The following is a 17,378-nucleotide window of genomic DNA, read 5'->3' on the forward strand; positions in this document are numbered from 1 at the left end:
AAATTTTTTAGATTATGTGACATTTTATCGAACAGTGCCGAAAAAACCACTAACATCACTGATTTTGGCGAAAATTGCGTTTACCCGGGAAATTTAGCATGTTTTCGTTCTAATCGTTTTAACCTTGTTTCAAACTGCTCTAAAGTAATTTGACTTTTCATTTTGGCTTGGTTATTAGATCTTGTTATTTGTAATATCGCTTTTTTACAATATTTTATAGCAAGTTTGTAATCAATTAGTCTATGTTCATGTATTTTTGTAAGCTCCAGAAACGCCTCTAACTTTATCCGATCGTCATCGCAACCGACAACATCAAGAAACATTTTCTGAGCCATTTCCCAGTTGCGTTCTTTTTTGTGTTGATAAGCCAAAATGAGTTTTGCTTGATAGGAAGTAACATCATTGCCAGTTGTAAGTTTGCTCAATACTTTCTCTGCTTCTTTTTTTTCTCCTAAATTAGCAAACCAACGCCCAACTTCATATGATTCAGGTCTTGTTTGATTTCGGTCTATCCCGTATAGTTGAAAAGTTAGATGGGTATATAAAGTAACGAGCGATAAAATGTCGATTTCATTATGCTTAAGAATCCCAAGCATGCCTTCGGGCTGTTTGCTTTCAATAAAATCAAAATAAATCATCGGGGCTAAAAATCCAGGAATATCATCCACTCTTTCCAGTCCTAAAACCTCTTTCTCAACAATTGCCAATTTCATACGGTCTAATTTATGCTTCCAGAGCCTTCTTGCTGCATGATAAAGATCAAAATGACCAAACGCAGGCAGTTTTGGAACATGCTCCCTTACAAGGGTATGTCTTGTTTTAACTTGAGGCCAATCAAATGATTTTCCATTGTACGTAACCAGTGTTTTATAATTTACCTTTTCTAAAAAGCTTTGATATAAAGGTACCTCTGCACCAGGGTGCGGAAGTATGTGCTGTCTTAAAATAAGCTGTTCACCGGAAATACTCGCATATCCCAGTAAAAAAATTGTATTTCCGACTCCGCCTCCTAGTCCTGTCGTTTCGGTGTCGAAAAAGAATAATTCCTCTGCATGGTGTCCTTCTGCTGATAATGGGTGACTGACCGACTGATTATTCCAAATGTCAACAGCCGTAAGAAAATCACGAAAACAGTAATGCCCATGCTGATGTGATAGTGGATATTTTACTTCTCTAATTAGACAATAATCTTGATCGAAAAAATATGGAAATACATTTTCCTCTTCCCATTTCTCTCGGAAAGGTACTATAACATTATCCGTTTTAGAAAGGTGATCCATTTTTTCGGGTTGTCTCCCTCCTGATAAGTGAGGTTTTAAGCGATTTAACTTATTTTTTAACGACATGGGTACACTTCCTTGCCCAAAGCAAAAGTTTTCAAAAAGGAATTAATAATTTTTAATGCATCCTTTTTAGCTGAATCACTAATGGTGTCTGTTCCAATACATGACGGACAGCCGGATTCACATTGGCACCGGTCAATCATTTTTTTCGTTTCGGAAAATACCTCTGACATCCCACTGTATATTTTTTCGCTTAAGCCAATTCCTCCTGGATATCGATCATAAAAGAAAATCGTTGGCTTCTCATTATGATCTGCCTTTACTTGCGGGATGACATGAATATCTTGAGGGTCAGCCATTACAAAAAGTGGGGCAATATGATTTAAAGCATGTGCTGCTCCGACAAGCCCCTGCTCAAGTCGTTCCTGTCCCATTTCTGCAAACGGCTTATTCAATGAAATCCATGCTGCATTCGTATGAAGCTCCTCTTCAGGAAGATGAATTGGTCCAGATCCAATATTTTCGTGAGATTCAAATTTGATTTTTTTAAAGATCGTTGCCATTGCCCGAACACTTACATCCCCAAAACCGATTTCCGCCTCCTCCTTCGTCTGAAGCTTATCTTCCTCTAACACTTTTAATTGAACAGCTAAGTTGGCATCAGTAAAATAGTCTACATCCACTTCCCTTACAAATGCCTTCTTCTCATCCCAGTCAAGCCTTTCAACTTGAAATTGTATACCTTGGTGTAAATAAATGGCTTCATCGTGAAGAAGTGTCATTGCAGAAAATCGATCCATTTCTCCAATTACTTTTACATTAGCCACATCTGATTGATCGACAATGATGACATTTTCCTGTGATGCCGAGCGTAAGCTAATATTATGTGCTGGAAAAGAATCATTCATCCAATACCATTTATCCCCATTACGAAATAGGATACGCTCCTCAGATAAATATTCAAGCAGTTCATCAAGGGGGCCAGCATTTCCAAATTGCTCTCCCGCCTTAAATGGCAGCTCATAGGCAGCACATTTCAAGTGATCAATTAATATAATGAGATTATCCGGGTTAATCCTTGCTGTTTCAGGGCTTTTAGTAAAAAAGTAATCAGGATTTTGAATAATATATTGATCAAGCGGACTAGAACTTGCCACCATAATGACCAGTGCTTCTCCGTGTCTTCTCCCTGCTCTCCCTGCTTGCTGCCATGCACTCGAGATCGTCCCTGGATAACCCGTCATAATGCACACCTGGAGCTGCCCAATGTCAACCCCCAGCTCAAGTGCATTTGTACTGACCACACCATATATGTCTCCGGAACGGAGACCTTTTTCAATTTTTCTTCTTTCTGTTGGAAGGTAGCCGCCGCGATACCCCATGATAGATTTTGCACCTAACTGTTTTTTCACTAATTCTTGCAGATAGGTCAGAATGATTTCGACTCTCACCCTGCTTCTCGCAAAAACAATCGTTTGAATTTTATTTTTTAATAGTTCACCGGCAATTTTACGAACTTCAAGTGTAGCACTTCTTCTAATATTTAAAGGTTTATTTACAATCGGCGGATTATAGAAGAGAAAATGCTTCGTCCCACTTGGGGCACCATTATTATCAATCAAACTTATTTTTTCTTCTGTTAAGTTTTTTGCATGCTCTAATGGGTTTGCAATCGTTGCGGATGTACAAATAAACACGGGATTGCTTCCGTAGTATTGGCAAATTCGTTTCAGTCTTCTAATCACATTGGCAACATGGCTGCCAAATACACCGCGATATGTATGGAGCTCATCGATAACAACAAATTTTAGATTTTCAAATAGTGATACCCATTTAGTATGATGCGGCAATATGGCTGAATGAAGCATATCTGGATTAGTAATAACGACATGACCAGCTTTTCGCACCCTCTGGCGGATATTAGCCGGCGTATCCCCGTCATACGTATAGATATTAATATCTACACCCGCAGCTTGAATTATTTCGTTTATTTCACTCTTTTGATCCTGGGCTAGAGCTTTAGTTGGGAACATATAAAGAGCCCTTGAATCAGGATTTTTAAGAATCGCTTGCAAAACTGGAAGATTATAGCAAAGTGTTTTTCCTGAGGCCGTCGGTGTTACGGCTACGATACTTATCCCCTCTGTAATTTTCTCATATGCTAATTTTTGATGAGTATAAAGCTGTTCAATTCCCTTGCTTTGAAGTGCTTTTCTTAAAAACGGATGTAGGTTTTCCGGGAACGGCACCGTCTGAGCCGGCTTTTCCTCAATTGTCTGCCATGTAACAATATTCTCTTTAAATTCATCATTTATTTTTAATTCCTTAAGGATTTCTTGCAGGCTTTTTCTTAACTTCATGATCCTCACCTCATATCTTTATTTTAGCGAATAGACGTTCGTTATAAAAGGAAAAAACAAAATTTTTTATATTAATAGAATCGGTATATTCTTCCAATGAATTTATGTAAAATAACATGAATGAAAATAAACTATTCCCGATATTTTTGGTACAATAGAAAGTAACTGAAATTAATTTGAAGGTGATTGAATGAGACTAGAAGAAATCAAGAGGGTACTCGCTGATTTCACCCTTTTTCACGAATTAACCGATTTGGAATTGACGAATGTCGCAAATATAGCGATTGCAAGGGATTGGAAAAAACAGAGTCATGTTTTTCTTCAAGGTGATCCGCTGCAGAATGTTTATTTTATTTATGACGGTAAAATCAAAATCTACAAAAGTGATGTCAATGGTAAAGAACAAATTGTTGCCATCGCTAAAAAAGGCGAAATGTTTCCACATGTAGGCTTTTTCAGAAGGGGAGATTACCCTGCATATGCAGAGGTCCTTGAGCCATCAACACTTATTGCTGTTCCCATTTCAAAATTTGAATCCGTACTGATTGACAATCCTGAGCTTTGCATCAAGGTATTTAAGGTGCTTGGCGAGAAAATCGTTGATTTGCAAGACCGGCTTGAAGAACAAATTCTTAATAATACTTATGAACAGATTATCAAGCTTCTGATCCGGCTTGCACAAAAATATGGAATTGAGCAAGAGGATGGCACAATCCTTCTAAAGTCTGAATTCACTAACAAGGACCTTGCCAATATGATTGGTACCACTAGAGAAACAATCAGCCGGACATTAACAAAAATGAAAAAAGATGAGTTAATCGAAGTAGATGACAGAGGAAACATGATTCTCGATGTCAAAATTCTTATGAAAGAAATCAACTTAATTTAAACTTAAAACACCGCAGCGATGGATGCTGCGGTGTTTTACATTTATTATTTTGTTAACTGAAGCATGTCTTCCATGTCTTCTTTGGCTGTACTGATCAATTTTAAATTGAACGTATCTTGAAGAACCTTTAAAACTCCCTCAGAAATAAATTCAGGCGGTTTTGGTCCAATCCGGATATCTTTAATTCCTAAACTGAAAAGCCCTAAAAGAATTGCTACTGCTTTTTGCTCAAACCAAGACAATACAATACTAACTGGAAGTTCATTCACTTCGCAGCCAAATGCATCTGCTAATGCCATGGCAATTTTTACGGTAGAACCGGAGTTATTGCACTGTCCCAAATCGATATAACGAGGAATGTTTGTTCCAGGAACGACACCGTAGTCCACATCATTAAAACGGAATTTCCCACAGGAAGTTGTCAAAATAACCGTTTCTGGAGGAAGTGATGTTGCCAGTTCACGGTAGTAGTCTCCGCCATGACCAGGTGCATCACAGCCAGCAATAACAAAGAAGCGTTTTATTTTCCCCTTTTTTACTGCATCAATTACTTCCGGTGCAATACCTAGAACTGTTTCATGATGGAAGCCTGTAAGCAATGTTGCTTCAGACTCGATTGCCGCTTCAGGAAGCTCTAACGCTCTCTCAATTAAAGGAGAAAAATCATCATTGAGAATTTTTTCGACATTTTCAAGCCCAGCCACTTCATAGGTAAACATCCTGTCAGCATATGTTCCTTTGATTGGCATCACACAGTTAGTCGTCGCTAATATAGCCCCTGGGAATTTTTCGAAAAGCCGGCGTTGATCATACCATGCCTTGCCGATGTTTCCTTTTAAATGTGAATATTTCTTTAGAGCAGGATAGCCGTGTGCAGGAAGCATCTCCGAATGTGTATAAATATTAATACCTTTGCCTTCTGTCTGCTTCAATAATTCTTCTAAGGCGAAAAGATTATGACCAGTAACAACGATGCATTTGCCTTCAATTTTGTTTTGGCTCACTCGTACTGGCTCTGGAATACCTAATCGCTTTGTATGTGCCTCATCTAGCATACCCATAACGCGGACAGCAGCCTGCCCTACCTTCATCGCCATGTCGATATGTTCTTGAACGTTAAAATTAGAATTCGTTAATGTCAGATAAAGAGCTTCATGGGTAGTTGCATCCACAAACGGATCTGTTGCCCCTAGTTGATTAGCATGTGTGCGATAGGCCGCAATTCCTTTTAATCCAAAAATAATCGTATCCTGTAAGCTTGCAATTGTCTCATCTTTACCACAAACACCCATAACCGTACAACCGCCAGTTGGTGTTTGCTCACATTGATAACAGAACATATAGCTACCTCGCTTTCCATTATTTACTGCTTTAGAGTATATTTTTTTAAAAATATTTGTTGTGATTTACATCACTTAAAACACATTGTAATAAATTGTTCAAAAAGTAATTGCATTAAAATGGCGGCACATACCCAGTTTAATTGGCATATGATATGGAGTGAAATAATGGAAAGAGAGGGATCGATGATGTCATCCATGCTTCCGAGTGATAAAAATAACTCTAAAAAGCCAGAACCATTTCGTGAAATAGTCAAAACAATGAACGACTTCTTCGCTGAAAAACCAGTTCGCGGATTCTTACAATCGATTGATGATTTTTTCAAAGCTCCTTTTCCTGTTGCAGCAGGTTTTCCTGTAGAAACAGTTGAAACCGGAAAGGAATATATTATTACTGCCGAGCTTCCCGGAGTTAAAAGAGAACAAATCCAATTAAATATTACTGGGAACCTTGTAACTATTTCTGTTGAAAATAATGAGCTAGAAACCGAGGAAAACGAACAAACACAAGTTTATCGTCGAAAATTTTTTCGACAACAATCGTCAAGAACCATTTCCCTTCCACATGTGATTAATGAAAAAATGGTAAAAGCTTCTTACCGGGATGGATTACTACAAATCCGAATTCCCCAGGTAAAAGGAAAAATCATCGAAATAGAAGAATAGCAACGTATAATAACACTTGAATTTCTAAATAGAAAAGACGGCTATTGATAGCCGTCAGATTGTCGAGAAAGGGGTATTTTCTCGGCAATTTTTTATTTTGTCAGAATCTAAATACCAAATTTATTGATGGTCCCTGCAAATGGGCCTGTTGATTTCCGCTCCGGGCACTCGCTTTCCGCGGGGAGGTCCCGCAGGAGTCGAGTGCCCTACGCTCCAATCAACAGGGAGGCAAATCAATCTAAAGTATTGCAACACACTTTTTTTAACCTTGCTAATTCTATTGCAATCTTTTTTATATTTTGACAGGCTTTTTATTAAGCCTTAAAGAAGCCTCCAAATCCTTTGACAAGCGACGAAACTTGGTTTACAGCATTCATCATTGTACCTGCTGTATTGACCATTTTATTAAAATCGACCGACCCATCCTGCGACTTGAAAGAATTCATAATTGATTTCATACCGCTGGGTTGTTTCGGCATCATACTTTGCTTTGGATATGGGTTCATCATGGGATAACCATTCATTGGCATATAGGCTTGAGGTCGTACTATTTCATCCTTTGGCTGCAACGGATTATGAAAAAGGAACTGTGAATCCTTTTGTGAATACTGTTGATTTTGGTATGGCACATTTTGCGGAACGAATCCAAGTTGATAGTTTTGACCATATGGCTGCATATCTTGCTGAATATAAGGGTTTTGTTGTTGGAAAGCCATAAAATCATAATTTTGGGGGTTCATTTGATAAGGCATTGGTTGATTTCGATAAAAATAATGTTGCGGGTTCCATTGTTGACCAATAGGAACTTGCTGCACCATTTGCCCCGAGTATCCATGATGAACGTAATGATTTGGTTTATTTTTACCAAACATGGGCAAACATCTCCTCCACAAATATCTCTATTACAGATTATGAAGGTTCGAAAAAAAGGTGATTATATTGAATCTTTCGTCAATGTCTAATTAAGAAGAATTTTGTCTAAAGTTTAAATATTTTAAAAACTATAAATCCTTTTATTTCGTGGTACGATTAAAAAAATGATGGAGGAGGAGCTATTTATGGACATTCGCGAATTAAAAAGCAAATTTAATCAAAGTCGGGATTACAAAACTGATGACGTTAACTCTTTAATGGATTTTGCAAAGAAAGCGTATATTCATAACGAAATTACCATTAAAGAATATCGCATTCTTGTCCGTGAGCTTGAAAAACAAGGAGCGGTAATACCTGATACTGAATATGAAAACTCCCTCATCGAATATTCTTAAAAATTATGATTCAAAGAGAGATGCCAAAAAAAGCATCTCTTCTCTATTTTTTAATCACTTTAACTACTTCTTGCAGAAAATATTCAATAGTGCGTTGGGAATTTAAAAACCTTGTTCTGCTAGTTTCTGAGAAAAAGGCTTGAATCGAGAGCTGTTCGATATGTTCTGATGTCGTATTGATCTGCTTCAAATGCAAATGTTTATGATTTGATAACGAAAGCCATTTTTTCATTGCTTTTTCCCACTTATCATTTATTTCCTTAACTTCATTTGCAAATGGCTTAATGACCTCATGAAAATCATGTTTAATTCCTGTCTCTCTGCCCTCTTGATAGTATTTCAAAAATAAGCGATTATAATATAACAGTTTTTCAGTTAGGTAAAGTATTTCTTCAGACATCTCTATTTTATCCCTTCTAAATCTTCAATTAAAAAAGTAGCAAAGTACTTGTTTGCTACTCTAATTCAACACTATCATTTTAGCTGTAATGATAAGCCTAATTCAAGTTTTAATGGCTTGGAAACCTGGTTTAGGTCGGAATCTGAAATTTCCTCGTATTGGATAACATTGGCTATTTTATCTTCTATATCTGATAGCTTTTGAACCGGAACAGTTAATTTTTCTTGTTCATTCCTGTTCAAACTAATGCGAAGGTCGGAGAATGATGCTTCGAGAACCGACCCCAATTCTTCTAATTGATCGTATATTTCTGTCAGCATTGTAAGCAGTTTTTCCTTTTCGGACAATGGCTTATTCATTTATAAAACCCTCCTCGCGATAATCTATAGGTAATATTCTCCTTCTTTGATTAGCTTCCTTCTCTCTTGACAAAACTAGAAGAAGTTCGTCAAAGAAAGTGTAAAATCAGCAATCATTCCTTTTACTTTCGACAATCAATAATCCGCATGAAAAACTGAAAAAGCGTACAAGATAGTATTGGAGGTGTTTTTGATGTCAAAAAAGAAAAAACAAACCAATAAACAAACACAATCTGAATCAGAAAAAAGAGTTGGGTATGGTGATAAAAAAATAGAAGGGCCAGATCGTCCTTCTACATAAGAAAAGTGGAAGCGCCTTGATCAGAGGCGATTTAGGGATGAAATGTGAACAAAAAGCAAGGGGAAGGAACCTTGCTTTTTCTTATTCCCACATATTCAGATCAAATCCCTTTTGAAGTGAGAGCAATAATTGAAGCTGGTTTGATTTCGCAAAGTACCAATCTGTAAGATGAATGGGGTGGCGATGGCGGGCAGGGAAATACAACCAAGCAGGAGACACCTTTCGATGTATACTCCAGTCCTCATATATATGCTGGTGATGTGCAATTACAGGGAAGCTCGTACGCAGCAGTGGTGTTTTTCCAACGGTCTTTATCTTAAAATATCGTTCATAATCATATCTTGAACCTGTATGCGGAGTCTTTTCCGCAAATTCAAGAAAATAAGGAAAAAGCCTTGGATGGAATAGGATACTTGCTAGTCGTTTACCTAAGTTAATTCTCTTTGAAAGAGATTTAAAGCCATTTACACTAGCCCCATAAACTTCTCCCCCACATGTTGGAAACAGGACACAGCTAAAATGAAGCCAGTCCTGAAAGGAAAATATCATTGAATGAAATACCTTTTTCTTAAATACGGGATGTTCAATTACTGGAGTTTGAATCACATTTTGCTCATTTATGATTAATGCAGTTGTCAGCCGCTTCCGATTTTTCTCCTTCCAATACAGATTCCATTCTTTTTGAATAAATGTAGAAACATTGAAATAGGGAAGTAAGTGAAACATTGATCGATTTATTTTCGTCGAATATTGATAGAGCAATAACTGGGGAAAAACATCATGGAAAATAAGCCAATTGGCCCGCTCATATGTAAGGAATAGTTGTTTTCTCATACCTGCATCAATAAGTTGAGGAAAAATGGATCCTTCTAGATCACACATATTCCATCCCCCATTTCGCGAAACCATGCTGGCAAGAAAGGACCAAATAATATCCGGATTCTTTTTATAAAATCTAAAGTATGCATCCGTTCTTGATATATTATCGATATTTTTATTCTTTGTTTCACTTAGAATTTGACGGATGATTGTTTGTTCCTGTATTGTAAAATGATTCATATTCTTCTTCCCTTAACTGTTTAGTAGAGTATGAGTAACATGGGATGATAAACCTTTCCGTAAAATGAATCATGCCTATATTTGTCATTCACGGTATAATTGTTATTAGAGTGTGTAAGCGAAAGTATTTTATACACCCCAATCATGCTAAGATTTGATATGATAAGGAATAGCTTGAGAGGTGGAAAACATGAATGTTAACTATCCAAATGGAAAAAAGTATAAATCGAAGGAACGTGAGACTGTAATTCCCTTAAAAAATAAGAAAAATGGTTCGTATAGTAATAGAGGTATGACACTTGAGGATGATTTAAATGAAACAAATGAATTCTACAGGGAACGAAGAATAGCTGTCATCCATAAGAAACCAACGCCGGTTCAAATTGTCCAAGTAGATTATCCAAATCGAAGTGCAGCCGTTATTAAAGAAGCCTATTTTAAACTAGCATCTACTACTGACTATAATGGAGTTTATAAAGGAAAATATATTGATTTTGAAGCAAAGGAAACACAAAACCCAACCTCTTTTCCATTAAAAAATTTCCATCAGCACCAAGTACAGCATATGGAAGAAGTGATGAATCAAGGAGGTATTTGTTTTGTTATTCTCCGGTTTACAAAATTTGAGCAGGTTTATTTGCTTGAAGCAAAGCACTTGTTGAATTATTGGGAGAGAATGATGAATGGGGGCAGAAAATCAATTATGAAAGAAGAAATTGAACAAAATGGACATCACATTCCACTTGGATTTCAACCAAGAATTGACTATATTAAAATAATAGATACACTTTAACCTCCTTTTAAAAGATAATAGAAGGTTAGAAAGGAAGGAATTCACATGTCAGAACAATATCAATCAAGAGAGGAGCGCCGGAAGCAACACCAATCCAAAGGTAAGCCAAAAGCCAAGAAAAAATCCGGCGGGCTATTCAAGAAAATCTTCCTTAGCCTTGTTGTCCTTGGAATCGTTGGTATATTGGCAGGAGTTGGTACTTTCGCCTATTTAGTAAAGGATGCTCCCAAACTTGACCCGAAATTATTAAAAGATCCCATCCCTTCAAAGATTTTAGATAAAGATGGAGAACCGATTGCTGAAGTTGGTGCTGTTAACCGCGAATATGTAAGCTATAAAGATATACCAAAGGTAGTCGAAAATGCCGTTTTAGCAACTGAAGATTACCGTTTTTATAAACACCATGGAATTGATCCAATTCGCCTCGGCGGTGCTATTTTGGCTAATTTCCAGCGTGGATTTGGAGCTGAAGGCGGCAGTACCATTACACAGCAGGTTGTTAAAAATACCTTTTTAAAACCGGAAAAAACCTTAAAACGAAAAGCTCAGGAGGCATGGCTTTCTTATGAGCTTGAACAAAAATATACAAAGCATCAAATTTTTGAAATGTATGTCAATAAAGTATATGTATCTGAAAACAGTCATGGACTCGCCACTGCAGCAAAAATCTATTATGGAAAAACATTAGATGAATTAACTTTAGCAGAGGCTGCCCAAATTGCCGGGATGCCGCAAAGTCCAAATAATTATAATCCCTTTAACCATCCGGATTTGGCTGAAAAAAGACGAAACATTGTCTTAACGTTAATGCATGATCATGGATTTATTTCAAAACAAGAAATGGAAGATGCAAAAAAGGTTTCTGTTGCATCGACTGTTTTGAAGGAAGAAGAACGTCAGGTCGATTCAAAGCCTTTCGATTCTTTTGTTGATACTGTCATTGATGAAGTAAAAGAAACAACAGATTTTGATATTTTTTCAGATGGTTTGACAATTCAAACTACATTAGACAAAGATGCACAAACTTATGTTTATAATATGCTTAATTCACCAGACATCATTAAATACCCTGATGAAGAATTCCAAGCTGGGATAGCTCTCATTGATACGAAAACGGGAGAAATCCGTGCAGTCGGCGGTGGAAGGAACCAAAAGGTAAAACGGGGATTTAACTATGCGATAGACACTAAGAGACAGCCTGGATCCACTATCAAACCTATCCTTGATTACGGCCCAGCGATTGAATATTTAAATTGGGGAACCTATGAAATGATTGAGGATAAAGCGATTACCTATTCCTCAGGGAAAAAGTTTGGAAACTGGGATCAGAAATATATGGGGCCTATGACGATAAGGACGGCACTGCAATTATCACGAAACACCCCTGCAGTTCAAGCCCTTCAGCAGGTGGGCTTGGATAAAGCGAAAGACTTTGCCGTAAGTCTTGGTATTCCGTTAAAAGAGATCTATGAATCATATGCGATTGGTGGATTCGGTGGTAAAACCATTGGGGTATCCCCTCTTGAAATGGCTGGAGCGTACAGTGCTTTTGGAAATAATGGTATTTACACTAAACCGCATGCTGTTACTAAAATTAAGCTTCGTGACGGTAGTGTTATTAGCACAGCACCTAAACCAAAGGTTGTGATGAAGGATTCTACTGCCTTTATGACTACGGATATGATGAAAAGCGTTCTTGTTTCTCCTGGTACCGGGACAAGGGCTAAAGTACCCGGTCTTCCAATTGCCGGTAAAACAGGAACAACAAATTATACCGATGATGAAATGAAGCAATTGAACATTAAGAGAGGTTCTGTACCTGATGCATGGTTTACCGGTTATACGACCAATTATACTGCCTCCATTTGGACAGGTTACGGGGATCGTAAAACACCGATAACATCAGTCGAAGATCAAAGAATCGCTCAGCTAATTTTTAAAAATTTAATGGCATATGTATCAAAGGATAAAAATACCCCAGATTTCACCATGCCTAACAGTGTGCAAAAGGTGAGAATTGAAAAAGGCTCAATGCCTCCGGTACTAGCAAGTGAATTCACACCGGATAGTGAGGTTAGTATCGAATATGCCGTAAAAGGGCATGCACCTAAAAAGGTTTCTGAGAAATATAACAAACTTGATGCACCCGTAAACCCAACGGCAAAATATGATGCTGTTAATAAAAATATTGTCTTAACTTGGGATTATCCTAATGCCAGTAACGCAGCTATTCAGTTTGATATAACCATCGATAATGTTTCTGCACCAGGTCATCTTGTTCAAACTGAAAACAGCTTGACAATTCCTGCTAATCCAGGCGAGAAATATTCATTTACCATCTTTGCGATTAACGGGGATAGAAAGAGTGATTCTGTTTCTACTTCCATTGAAATTCCTAAGCCTGATATAGAAAATGACCAAGGTGATCAAAATGGCTCTGGAAATGAGAATGGTAACGGTAATGGTACTGGCAATGGAAATGGCGCTGGCAACGGTAACGGTAACGGTAATGGAAACGGCAATGGCAATGGCAATAGCGGCGATCAAGGAGGAACAATCCCTCCCGTTACCCCACCTGTAAACCCTTCCGGTGGGCAGGGATCTGGATCACAGGAACCTTAAATTCAGTTATAAAAAAACGTCTAGGTTTTTTGACCTAGACGTTTTTTTTTATGATATTTCTCTTTGCATATAGCTTTTCCTGTTCAACCATTAGCTCCGAAAGTTGACGATATGAATGATATAAACCAGGCCTAGCCATGATAAACCCTAATCTTTCTTCAATATTTACAGGCTTAAAATTTAACTGATGAAAGGGAATCGAATCATAAGGAGTGGAAGCTTTTTCATTTGTGTAATTCAATAAATGAATGAATAAGGCAATTCCCTTTTCCATCCATTCTTTAGCTTTTTTCTGATCACGTTCACGGAATAATTGGTCAAGTCGTATCTTAACGTTTTCCCATTCTTCTAGTATAGTAGAAACAGTCTCTGCTTGATTAGCCATTGACAACTGCCTTCCCTTTCGTCCTTTTCCTGCCTTCTCGGCATATCTCTAAAAATGGACAGCTTGTACACTGTGGATTTTGAGCTTTACAATGATATCGGCCAAAAAAGATTAAGCGGTGATGTGTTACTGACCATTCCTCTTTAGGAACCTTCCTCATTAATGTTTTTTCCACTTCCAATACTGAATCCTTCCAGCGGCAAATCCCGAGACGTTTGCTTACTCGTTCTACATGCGTATCAACGGCAATGGCAGGAATATTAAAGGCAACCGACACAACAACATTTGCAGTTTTCCTGCCTACTCCAGGAAGTTTAGTCAACTCATCTCTATCCATAGGGATTTCTCCGTCATATTCATCAATCACTATCTTGCAAAGGCTTTGTATGTTCTTAGCTTTATTTCGGTAAAGTCCAATAGAACGAATATCATTTTGAAGTTCTTCTAGCGAAACCTTTAAGTAATCTTCTGGTGTTTTGTACTTTTTAAATAATTCCTTCGTCACTTTATTGACAAGCGCATCGGTACATTGAGCCGATAACGAAACAGCTATGATCAGTTCGAAGGGATTAGAATGGTTTAACTCACAATGGGCTTCTGGAAACATTTTACCCATTTCATCTAAACAATAACGGATTTGTGTATTATTCAGCAAAGATATCACCCACTATTTTATGAAATGAAATAAAACGAGAGAATGTCCTCTCTCGTTAATCAAAACTTTATTGCTCTAACCAGTTGTAGAAAGGAACAATTGGCTGATGTGAATCATCCTTGACGTTTCCCTTTGATATTTGTTTTTGTCGGAACTTGCGGCCATGATTTTTCGCTTGTTCAATAGTTTTTATTCCGTTTTTCTTCCATTCAAAAAGGATTCTATCAATATAACGAAAATTTAATTTTCCAGACATAACGGCTTCACGAAGAGCAGCTTTGATGATGACAGGATCATGGTGATCATCATCCATCCACATCCCAAGGGATTCACATTCAAAAGGTGATAATGGGCGGCCAAATTCCTTCTCAAAACAAGTATAAAGATCGGTTTCTTCAGCTTTTTTATCGATTTCTTTCGAAGCTTTATTATTTATCATGAACTGATCAATGAGTTTTTCCCACAATGGATTTATTGAGTATTTCTCAAAACGAATACCATCATGAGAGTATTGATCAATAATTTCGATAAAACCTCTTTGGATCAGTCTTCTAAGCATTTCATTACAGTCCGAAATCGAAACCGTCATACGTGCAGAAAGCTCTTCCGGAGTGGGAAATTCGTTTCCTTTTTCTATAAAGGTAAGGATATTTAATAAAAGAACAAGTTCCGTTTCGTTTAAATTAAGGTTACGGTATTCCGAAAACAATAATGAAGGAATGGTAATATTCCCTTCTTTGAGCCATGTTAAAATATTTAATTTCATAAAAGGACACCTCCTGATTAGTATATCACGAACCACTCATTCGAGTAAGGGTAATAGGCATCCCATAATTGGATAGGAAATTAAAAAGCCTGCTTAGCAGACTTTTTAATCATTTTTCCATGATAACAAGTATCTCATAAATTAGTTTTATAGCTTCGATTCAACAAACTGGTGAATCCTTGCAACTGCTTTTTCTAATTGATCTAGTGATGTTGCATAAGAAAGACGAATATTATCCGGTGTTCCAAACCCAGACCCCGGAATAACCGCCACTTTGGCTTCTACTAATAAGGCTTCCACAAAGTCATCAACATGAAAAAATCCAGTCATTTCAGCTGCCTGTTTAACGTTTGGGTACAAATAAAAAGCTCCTTGAGGCTTCACACAAGTGAACCCAGGAATGGCAACCACTTTATCATAAATGATTTCTAATCTTTTTTCAAATGCTTGCCGCATTTCTTCAACAGGCTCTTGTGATCCATTATAAGCAGCGATTGCCGCAAATTGGGCAGTTGTTGTTGGATTTGATGTGCTATGACTAGCAAGATTTGTCATTGCCTCAATAATTTGTTTATTTCCGGCAGCATATCCAATTCTCCATCCTGTCATAGAATGGGACTTAGAAACACCATTAATGACAATGGTTTGTTCTTTAAGTTTTGATGAAATTTCCGCTATTGAAACATGCTTTGCACCAAAATAGACAAGCTTTTCATAAATTTCATCTGAGACAATAAGAATATCTTGCTCCAGACAAACTTTACCCAATTCTAAAAGTTCTTCTTCCGTATACAGGACCCCTGTAGGATTACTTGGAGAATTGATTATTACTGCTTTTGTCTTGGCTGTAATTGCCTGTCTTAATTGTTCAGGTGAAATCTTAAATTGATTTTGTTCATGCCCTTCAATATAAACCGGCACTCCTCCTGCTAATTTAACTTGTTCGGGATAACTTACCCAATATGGAGAAGGAATTATTACCTCATCACCATCATTTAAGAGTACTTGAAATAGGGTATAAAGAACGTGTTTTGCTCCATTACCAACAATGATTTCATTCGGCTTATAGGTTAATCCTTGATCCTGTTCAAACTTCTTGATTATTGCTTTTTTTAATGCAGGAAGCCCAGCAGAAGGCGTATACTTGGTATGCCCCTCATTCATTGATTGTAATGCAGCATCTAAAATATGCTGTGGAGTATTATAGTCAGGTTCACCCGCTCCTAATCCGATGACATCTTCCCCTTGTTCCTTTAATTCCTTTGCTTTTGCTGTAATAGCCAATGTTGATGAAGGTGTTAGTGCCATCACCCGCTTTGCTAGTCTCACGCTCATCCCCTAGTCCTCCATTCCCCAACCAATCTAAAGATTTTCAATTTTTTTAAGCCACTCACCAGTTTCAAAGTGAACATAATAATAATTTATTAAATTATTTTCAGAACGGTAATAAATTTCCCACAATGGAATATTTTTTTCCATCCCAAGCCGAACTGAAATAATCTTTTTTGGGTTTTTTTCTTGCAATAGTTTTTGAACAGCTTCGTCTTCTGATATACCATTTTTCGCTTTTTGAACATAAATCTTTTTACTCTTGTCAGGGATCCATACGATGATTTTCTCACCTTTATTATTTTTCCCTTCAATTACATTTACTGTTTCCAACCCATTGTAAATGTGAAAATCTTGTACCTCACTAATTTGAATCTTCTTATTCGCAAGTGCGACAGCTTTTTTTTCCGCAGCTTTAACTGGTTCTACTGAAGAAAAATATACCTTAATTAATATTCCAATAATGACTATAACGAATAATACGAGAAAAACAATCCACTTTTTCATTTTATCTCACTTCTTTATGTACGATATATGGTAAATATTGCTTTATTTTGGTCTTCTTGATCAAGTGCTAGGCCAAACATTAGATCATTTTGTTTTAAGGTTCGATTTAGTGCATCAACAATTTTATATAAATCCGAACTATATTGGATTTTAACTGTTGATAAAACTTCAATTTTACTTTCCATTGTATTTCTCCTCTTTCCACTTTAACTCTACTTGTGAAGAATCTTTCTAATTATTATAACAGGATAAAACACGATGTGTTGCAAATCAACCTAAATTATATAAATTATTTCTTGATCGTAAGTGCTATTTTTCTTCCACCTATGCTGGAATGGTTATAACCTCATAATTAGATTCAGTAAATTTAATTGTGACTGTACCGTGTTTTTTTGT

At 37.0% G+C, this 17,378-nt stretch carries 18 protein-coding genes; 5 read left to right on the forward strand and 13 right to left on the reverse strand.

Annotated elements, in window-relative coordinates:
* Positions 1-80 precede the first annotated feature (80 nt).
* Together V7150_RS08170 and V7150_RS08175 are read right to left on the reverse strand one after the other, a co-directional pair.
* Positions 81-1,346, reverse strand: coding sequence for a ribonuclease H-like domain-containing protein (locus tag V7150_RS08170; RefSeq protein WP_335516029.1), 1,266 nt, complete (start codon positions 1,344-1,346; stop codon positions 81-83).
* Positions 1,337-3,643 carry a DEAD/DEAH box helicase gene (locus tag V7150_RS08175; RefSeq protein ID WP_335516032.1) on the reverse strand — a complete coding sequence of 769 codons (2,307 nt, stop codon included), beginning with the start codon at positions 3,641-3,643 and terminating at the stop codon, positions 1,337-1,339. The genes V7150_RS08170 and V7150_RS08175 overlap by 10 nt, the downstream gene beginning before the upstream one ends.
* 190 nt (positions 3,644-3,833) lie before the next feature.
* On the opposite strand from V7150_RS08175, the gene V7150_RS08180 reads away from it, so the two are divergent.
* Entirely contained in the window at positions 3,834-4,532 is a 699-nt protein-coding gene (locus tag V7150_RS08180; protein WP_335516034.1) for a Crp/Fnr family transcriptional regulator, read from the forward strand.
* A gap of 44 nt (positions 4,533-4,576) precedes the next feature.
* On the opposite strand, the gene hcp is transcribed toward V7150_RS08180, so the two are convergent.
* Positions 4,577-5,872, reverse strand: coding sequence for a hydroxylamine reductase (gene hcp, locus V7150_RS08185; protein ID WP_335516037.1), 1,296 nt, complete (start codon positions 5,870-5,872; stop codon positions 4,577-4,579).
* Positions 5,873-6,040: 168 nt separating this feature from the next.
* Between hcp and V7150_RS08190 the strand changes: the two genes are divergently transcribed.
* Positions 6,041-6,538 (forward strand): Hsp20/alpha crystallin family protein, encoded by a 498-nt coding sequence (locus tag V7150_RS08190; protein ID WP_335516039.1) that lies wholly within the window; start codon positions 6,041-6,043, stop codon positions 6,536-6,538.
* A gap of 314 nt (positions 6,539-6,852) precedes the next feature.
* On the opposite strand, the gene V7150_RS08195 is transcribed toward V7150_RS08190, so the two are convergent.
* Complete coding sequence (locus tag V7150_RS08195) at positions 6,853-7,410, reverse strand: YppG family protein (RefSeq protein WP_335516042.1); 558 nt, start codon at positions 7,408-7,410, stop codon at positions 6,853-6,855.
* Positions 7,411-7,596: 186 nt separating this feature from the next.
* Here V7150_RS08195 and yppF point away from each other — a divergent pair, with 186 nt between their 5' ends.
* On the forward strand, positions 7,597-7,806 hold the full coding sequence (gene yppF / locus V7150_RS08200) for a YppF family protein (RefSeq protein WP_335516045.1): 210 nt from the start codon (positions 7,597-7,599) through the stop codon (positions 7,804-7,806).
* Positions 7,807-7,849: 43 nt separating this feature from the next.
* Here the strand turns inward: yppF and V7150_RS08205 are convergent, their stop codons facing one another.
* From V7150_RS08205 to V7150_RS08215, 3 genes are all read right to left on the reverse strand, one after another.
* Positions 7,850-8,206, reverse strand: a complete 357-nt coding sequence (locus V7150_RS08205) for a DUF1798 family protein (RefSeq protein ID WP_335516048.1) — start codon at positions 8,204-8,206, stop codon at positions 7,850-7,852.
* A gap of 74 nt (positions 8,207-8,280) precedes the next feature.
* Positions 8,281-8,565 (reverse strand): hypothetical protein, encoded by a 285-nt coding sequence (locus V7150_RS08210; protein WP_335516051.1) that lies wholly within the window; start codon positions 8,563-8,565, stop codon positions 8,281-8,283.
* Between the two features lie 382 nt (positions 8,566-8,947).
* Positions 8,948-9,925: a DUF2515 domain-containing protein gene (locus V7150_RS08215; protein WP_335516053.1), complete on the reverse strand. Its 978-nt coding sequence runs from the start codon at positions 9,923-9,925 to the stop codon at positions 8,948-8,950.
* Between the two features lie 190 nt (positions 9,926-10,115).
* Here V7150_RS08215 and recU point away from each other — a divergent pair, with 190 nt between their 5' ends.
* Together recU and V7150_RS08225 are read left to right on the forward strand one after the other, a co-directional pair.
* The gene (recU, locus tag V7150_RS08220) at positions 10,116-10,718 is read left to right on the forward strand and encodes a Holliday junction resolvase RecU (RefSeq protein WP_335516056.1); all 603 of its coding nucleotides are present in this window, start codon (positions 10,116-10,118) and stop codon (positions 10,716-10,718) included.
* Positions 10,719-10,763: 45 nt separating this feature from the next.
* Complete coding sequence (locus V7150_RS08225) at positions 10,764-13,340, forward strand: PBP1A family penicillin-binding protein (RefSeq protein WP_335516060.1); 2,577 nt, start codon at positions 10,764-10,766, stop codon at positions 13,338-13,340.
* A 34-nt stretch (positions 13,341-13,374) separates the two neighbouring features.
* Here V7150_RS08225 and V7150_RS08230 read toward each other — a convergent pair whose 3' ends face one another.
* The 6 genes from V7150_RS08230 to V7150_RS08255 form a co-directional block, all read right to left on the reverse strand.
* Entirely contained in the window at positions 13,375-13,725 is a 351-nt protein-coding gene (locus tag V7150_RS08230; RefSeq protein ID WP_335516062.1) for a YpoC family protein, read from the reverse strand.
* On the reverse strand, positions 13,718-14,380 hold the full coding sequence (nth, locus tag V7150_RS08235) for an endonuclease III (RefSeq protein ID WP_335516065.1): 663 nt from the start codon (positions 14,378-14,380) through the stop codon (positions 13,718-13,720). The genes V7150_RS08230 and nth overlap by 8 nt, the downstream gene beginning before the upstream one ends.
* 67 nt (positions 14,381-14,447) lie before the next feature.
* Positions 14,448-15,146 (reverse strand): DnaD domain-containing protein, encoded by a 699-nt coding sequence (locus tag V7150_RS08240; RefSeq protein WP_335516068.1) that lies wholly within the window; start codon positions 15,144-15,146, stop codon positions 14,448-14,450.
* 147 nt (positions 15,147-15,293) lie between these two features.
* On the reverse strand, positions 15,294-16,475 hold the full coding sequence (locus tag V7150_RS08245; protein WP_335516076.1) for a pyridoxal phosphate-dependent aminotransferase: 1,182 nt from the start codon (positions 16,473-16,475) through the stop codon (positions 15,294-15,296).
* A 33-nt stretch (positions 16,476-16,508) separates the two neighbouring features.
* Positions 16,509-16,982 carry a cell wall elongation regulator TseB-like domain-containing protein gene (locus V7150_RS08250; RefSeq protein WP_335516070.1) on the reverse strand — a complete coding sequence of 158 codons (474 nt, stop codon included), beginning with the start codon at positions 16,980-16,982 and terminating at the stop codon, positions 16,509-16,511.
* Between the two features lie 14 nt (positions 16,983-16,996).
* Complete coding sequence (locus V7150_RS08255) at positions 16,997-17,167, reverse strand: YpmA family protein (RefSeq protein WP_335516073.1); 171 nt, start codon at positions 17,165-17,167, stop codon at positions 16,997-16,999.
* Between the last annotated feature and the right edge of the window lie 211 nt (positions 17,168-17,378).

This window comes from Neobacillus drentensis (assembly GCF_036965245.1).
In the GTDB taxonomy this organism is placed as follows: Bacteria; Bacillota; Bacilli; order Bacillales; family Cytobacillaceae; genus Neobacillus; species Neobacillus drentensis_G.

Excerpts from the sequence above, each read along its gene's own strand:
- V7150_RS08170 (WP_335516029.1), bottom strand. The coding sequence starts at position 1,346 with ATGTCGTTAAAAAATAAGTTAAATCGCTTAAAACCTCACTTATCAGGA.
- V7150_RS08175 (WP_335516032.1), bottom strand. The coding sequence starts at position 3,643 with ATGAAGTTAAGAAAAAGCCTGCAAGAAATCCTTAAGGAATTAAAAATA.
- V7150_RS08180 (WP_335516034.1), top strand. The coding sequence starts at position 3,834 with ATGAGACTAGAAGAAATCAAGAGGGTACTCGCTGATTTCACCCTTTTT.
- hcp (WP_335516037.1), bottom strand. The coding sequence starts at position 5,872 with ATGTTCTGTTATCAATGTGAGCAAACACCAACTGGCGGTTGTACGGTT.
- V7150_RS08190 (WP_335516039.1), top strand. The coding sequence starts at position 6,041 with ATGGAAAGAGAGGGATCGATGATGTCATCCATGCTTCCGAGTGATAAA.
- V7150_RS08195 (WP_335516042.1), bottom strand. The coding sequence starts at position 7,410 with ATGTTTGGTAAAAATAAACCAAATCATTACGTTCATCATGGATACTCG.
- yppF (WP_335516045.1), top strand. The coding sequence starts at position 7,597 with ATGGACATTCGCGAATTAAAAAGCAAATTTAATCAAAGTCGGGATTAC.
- V7150_RS08205 (WP_335516048.1), bottom strand. The coding sequence starts at position 8,206 with ATGTCTGAAGAAATACTTTACCTAACTGAAAAACTGTTATATTATAAT.
- V7150_RS08210 (WP_335516051.1), bottom strand. The coding sequence starts at position 8,565 with ATGAATAAGCCATTGTCCGAAAAGGAAAAACTGCTTACAATGCTGACA.
- V7150_RS08215 (WP_335516053.1), bottom strand. The coding sequence starts at position 9,925 with ATGAATCATTTTACAATACAGGAACAAACAATCATCCGTCAAATTCTA.
- recU (WP_335516056.1), top strand. The coding sequence starts at position 10,116 with ATGAATGTTAACTATCCAAATGGAAAAAAGTATAAATCGAAGGAACGT.
- V7150_RS08225 (WP_335516060.1), top strand. The coding sequence starts at position 10,764 with ATGTCAGAACAATATCAATCAAGAGAGGAGCGCCGGAAGCAACACCAA.
- V7150_RS08230 (WP_335516062.1), bottom strand. The coding sequence starts at position 13,725 with ATGGCTAATCAAGCAGAGACTGTTTCTACTATACTAGAAGAATGGGAA.
- V7150_RS08240 (WP_335516068.1), bottom strand. The coding sequence starts at position 15,146 with ATGAAATTAAATATTTTAACATGGCTCAAAGAAGGGAATATTACCATT.
- V7150_RS08250 (WP_335516070.1), bottom strand. The coding sequence starts at position 16,982 with ATGAAAAAGTGGATTGTTTTTCTCGTATTATTCGTTATAGTCATTATT.
- V7150_RS08255 (WP_335516073.1), bottom strand. The coding sequence starts at position 17,167 with ATGGAAAGTAAAATTGAAGTTTTATCAACAGTTAAAATCCAATATAGT.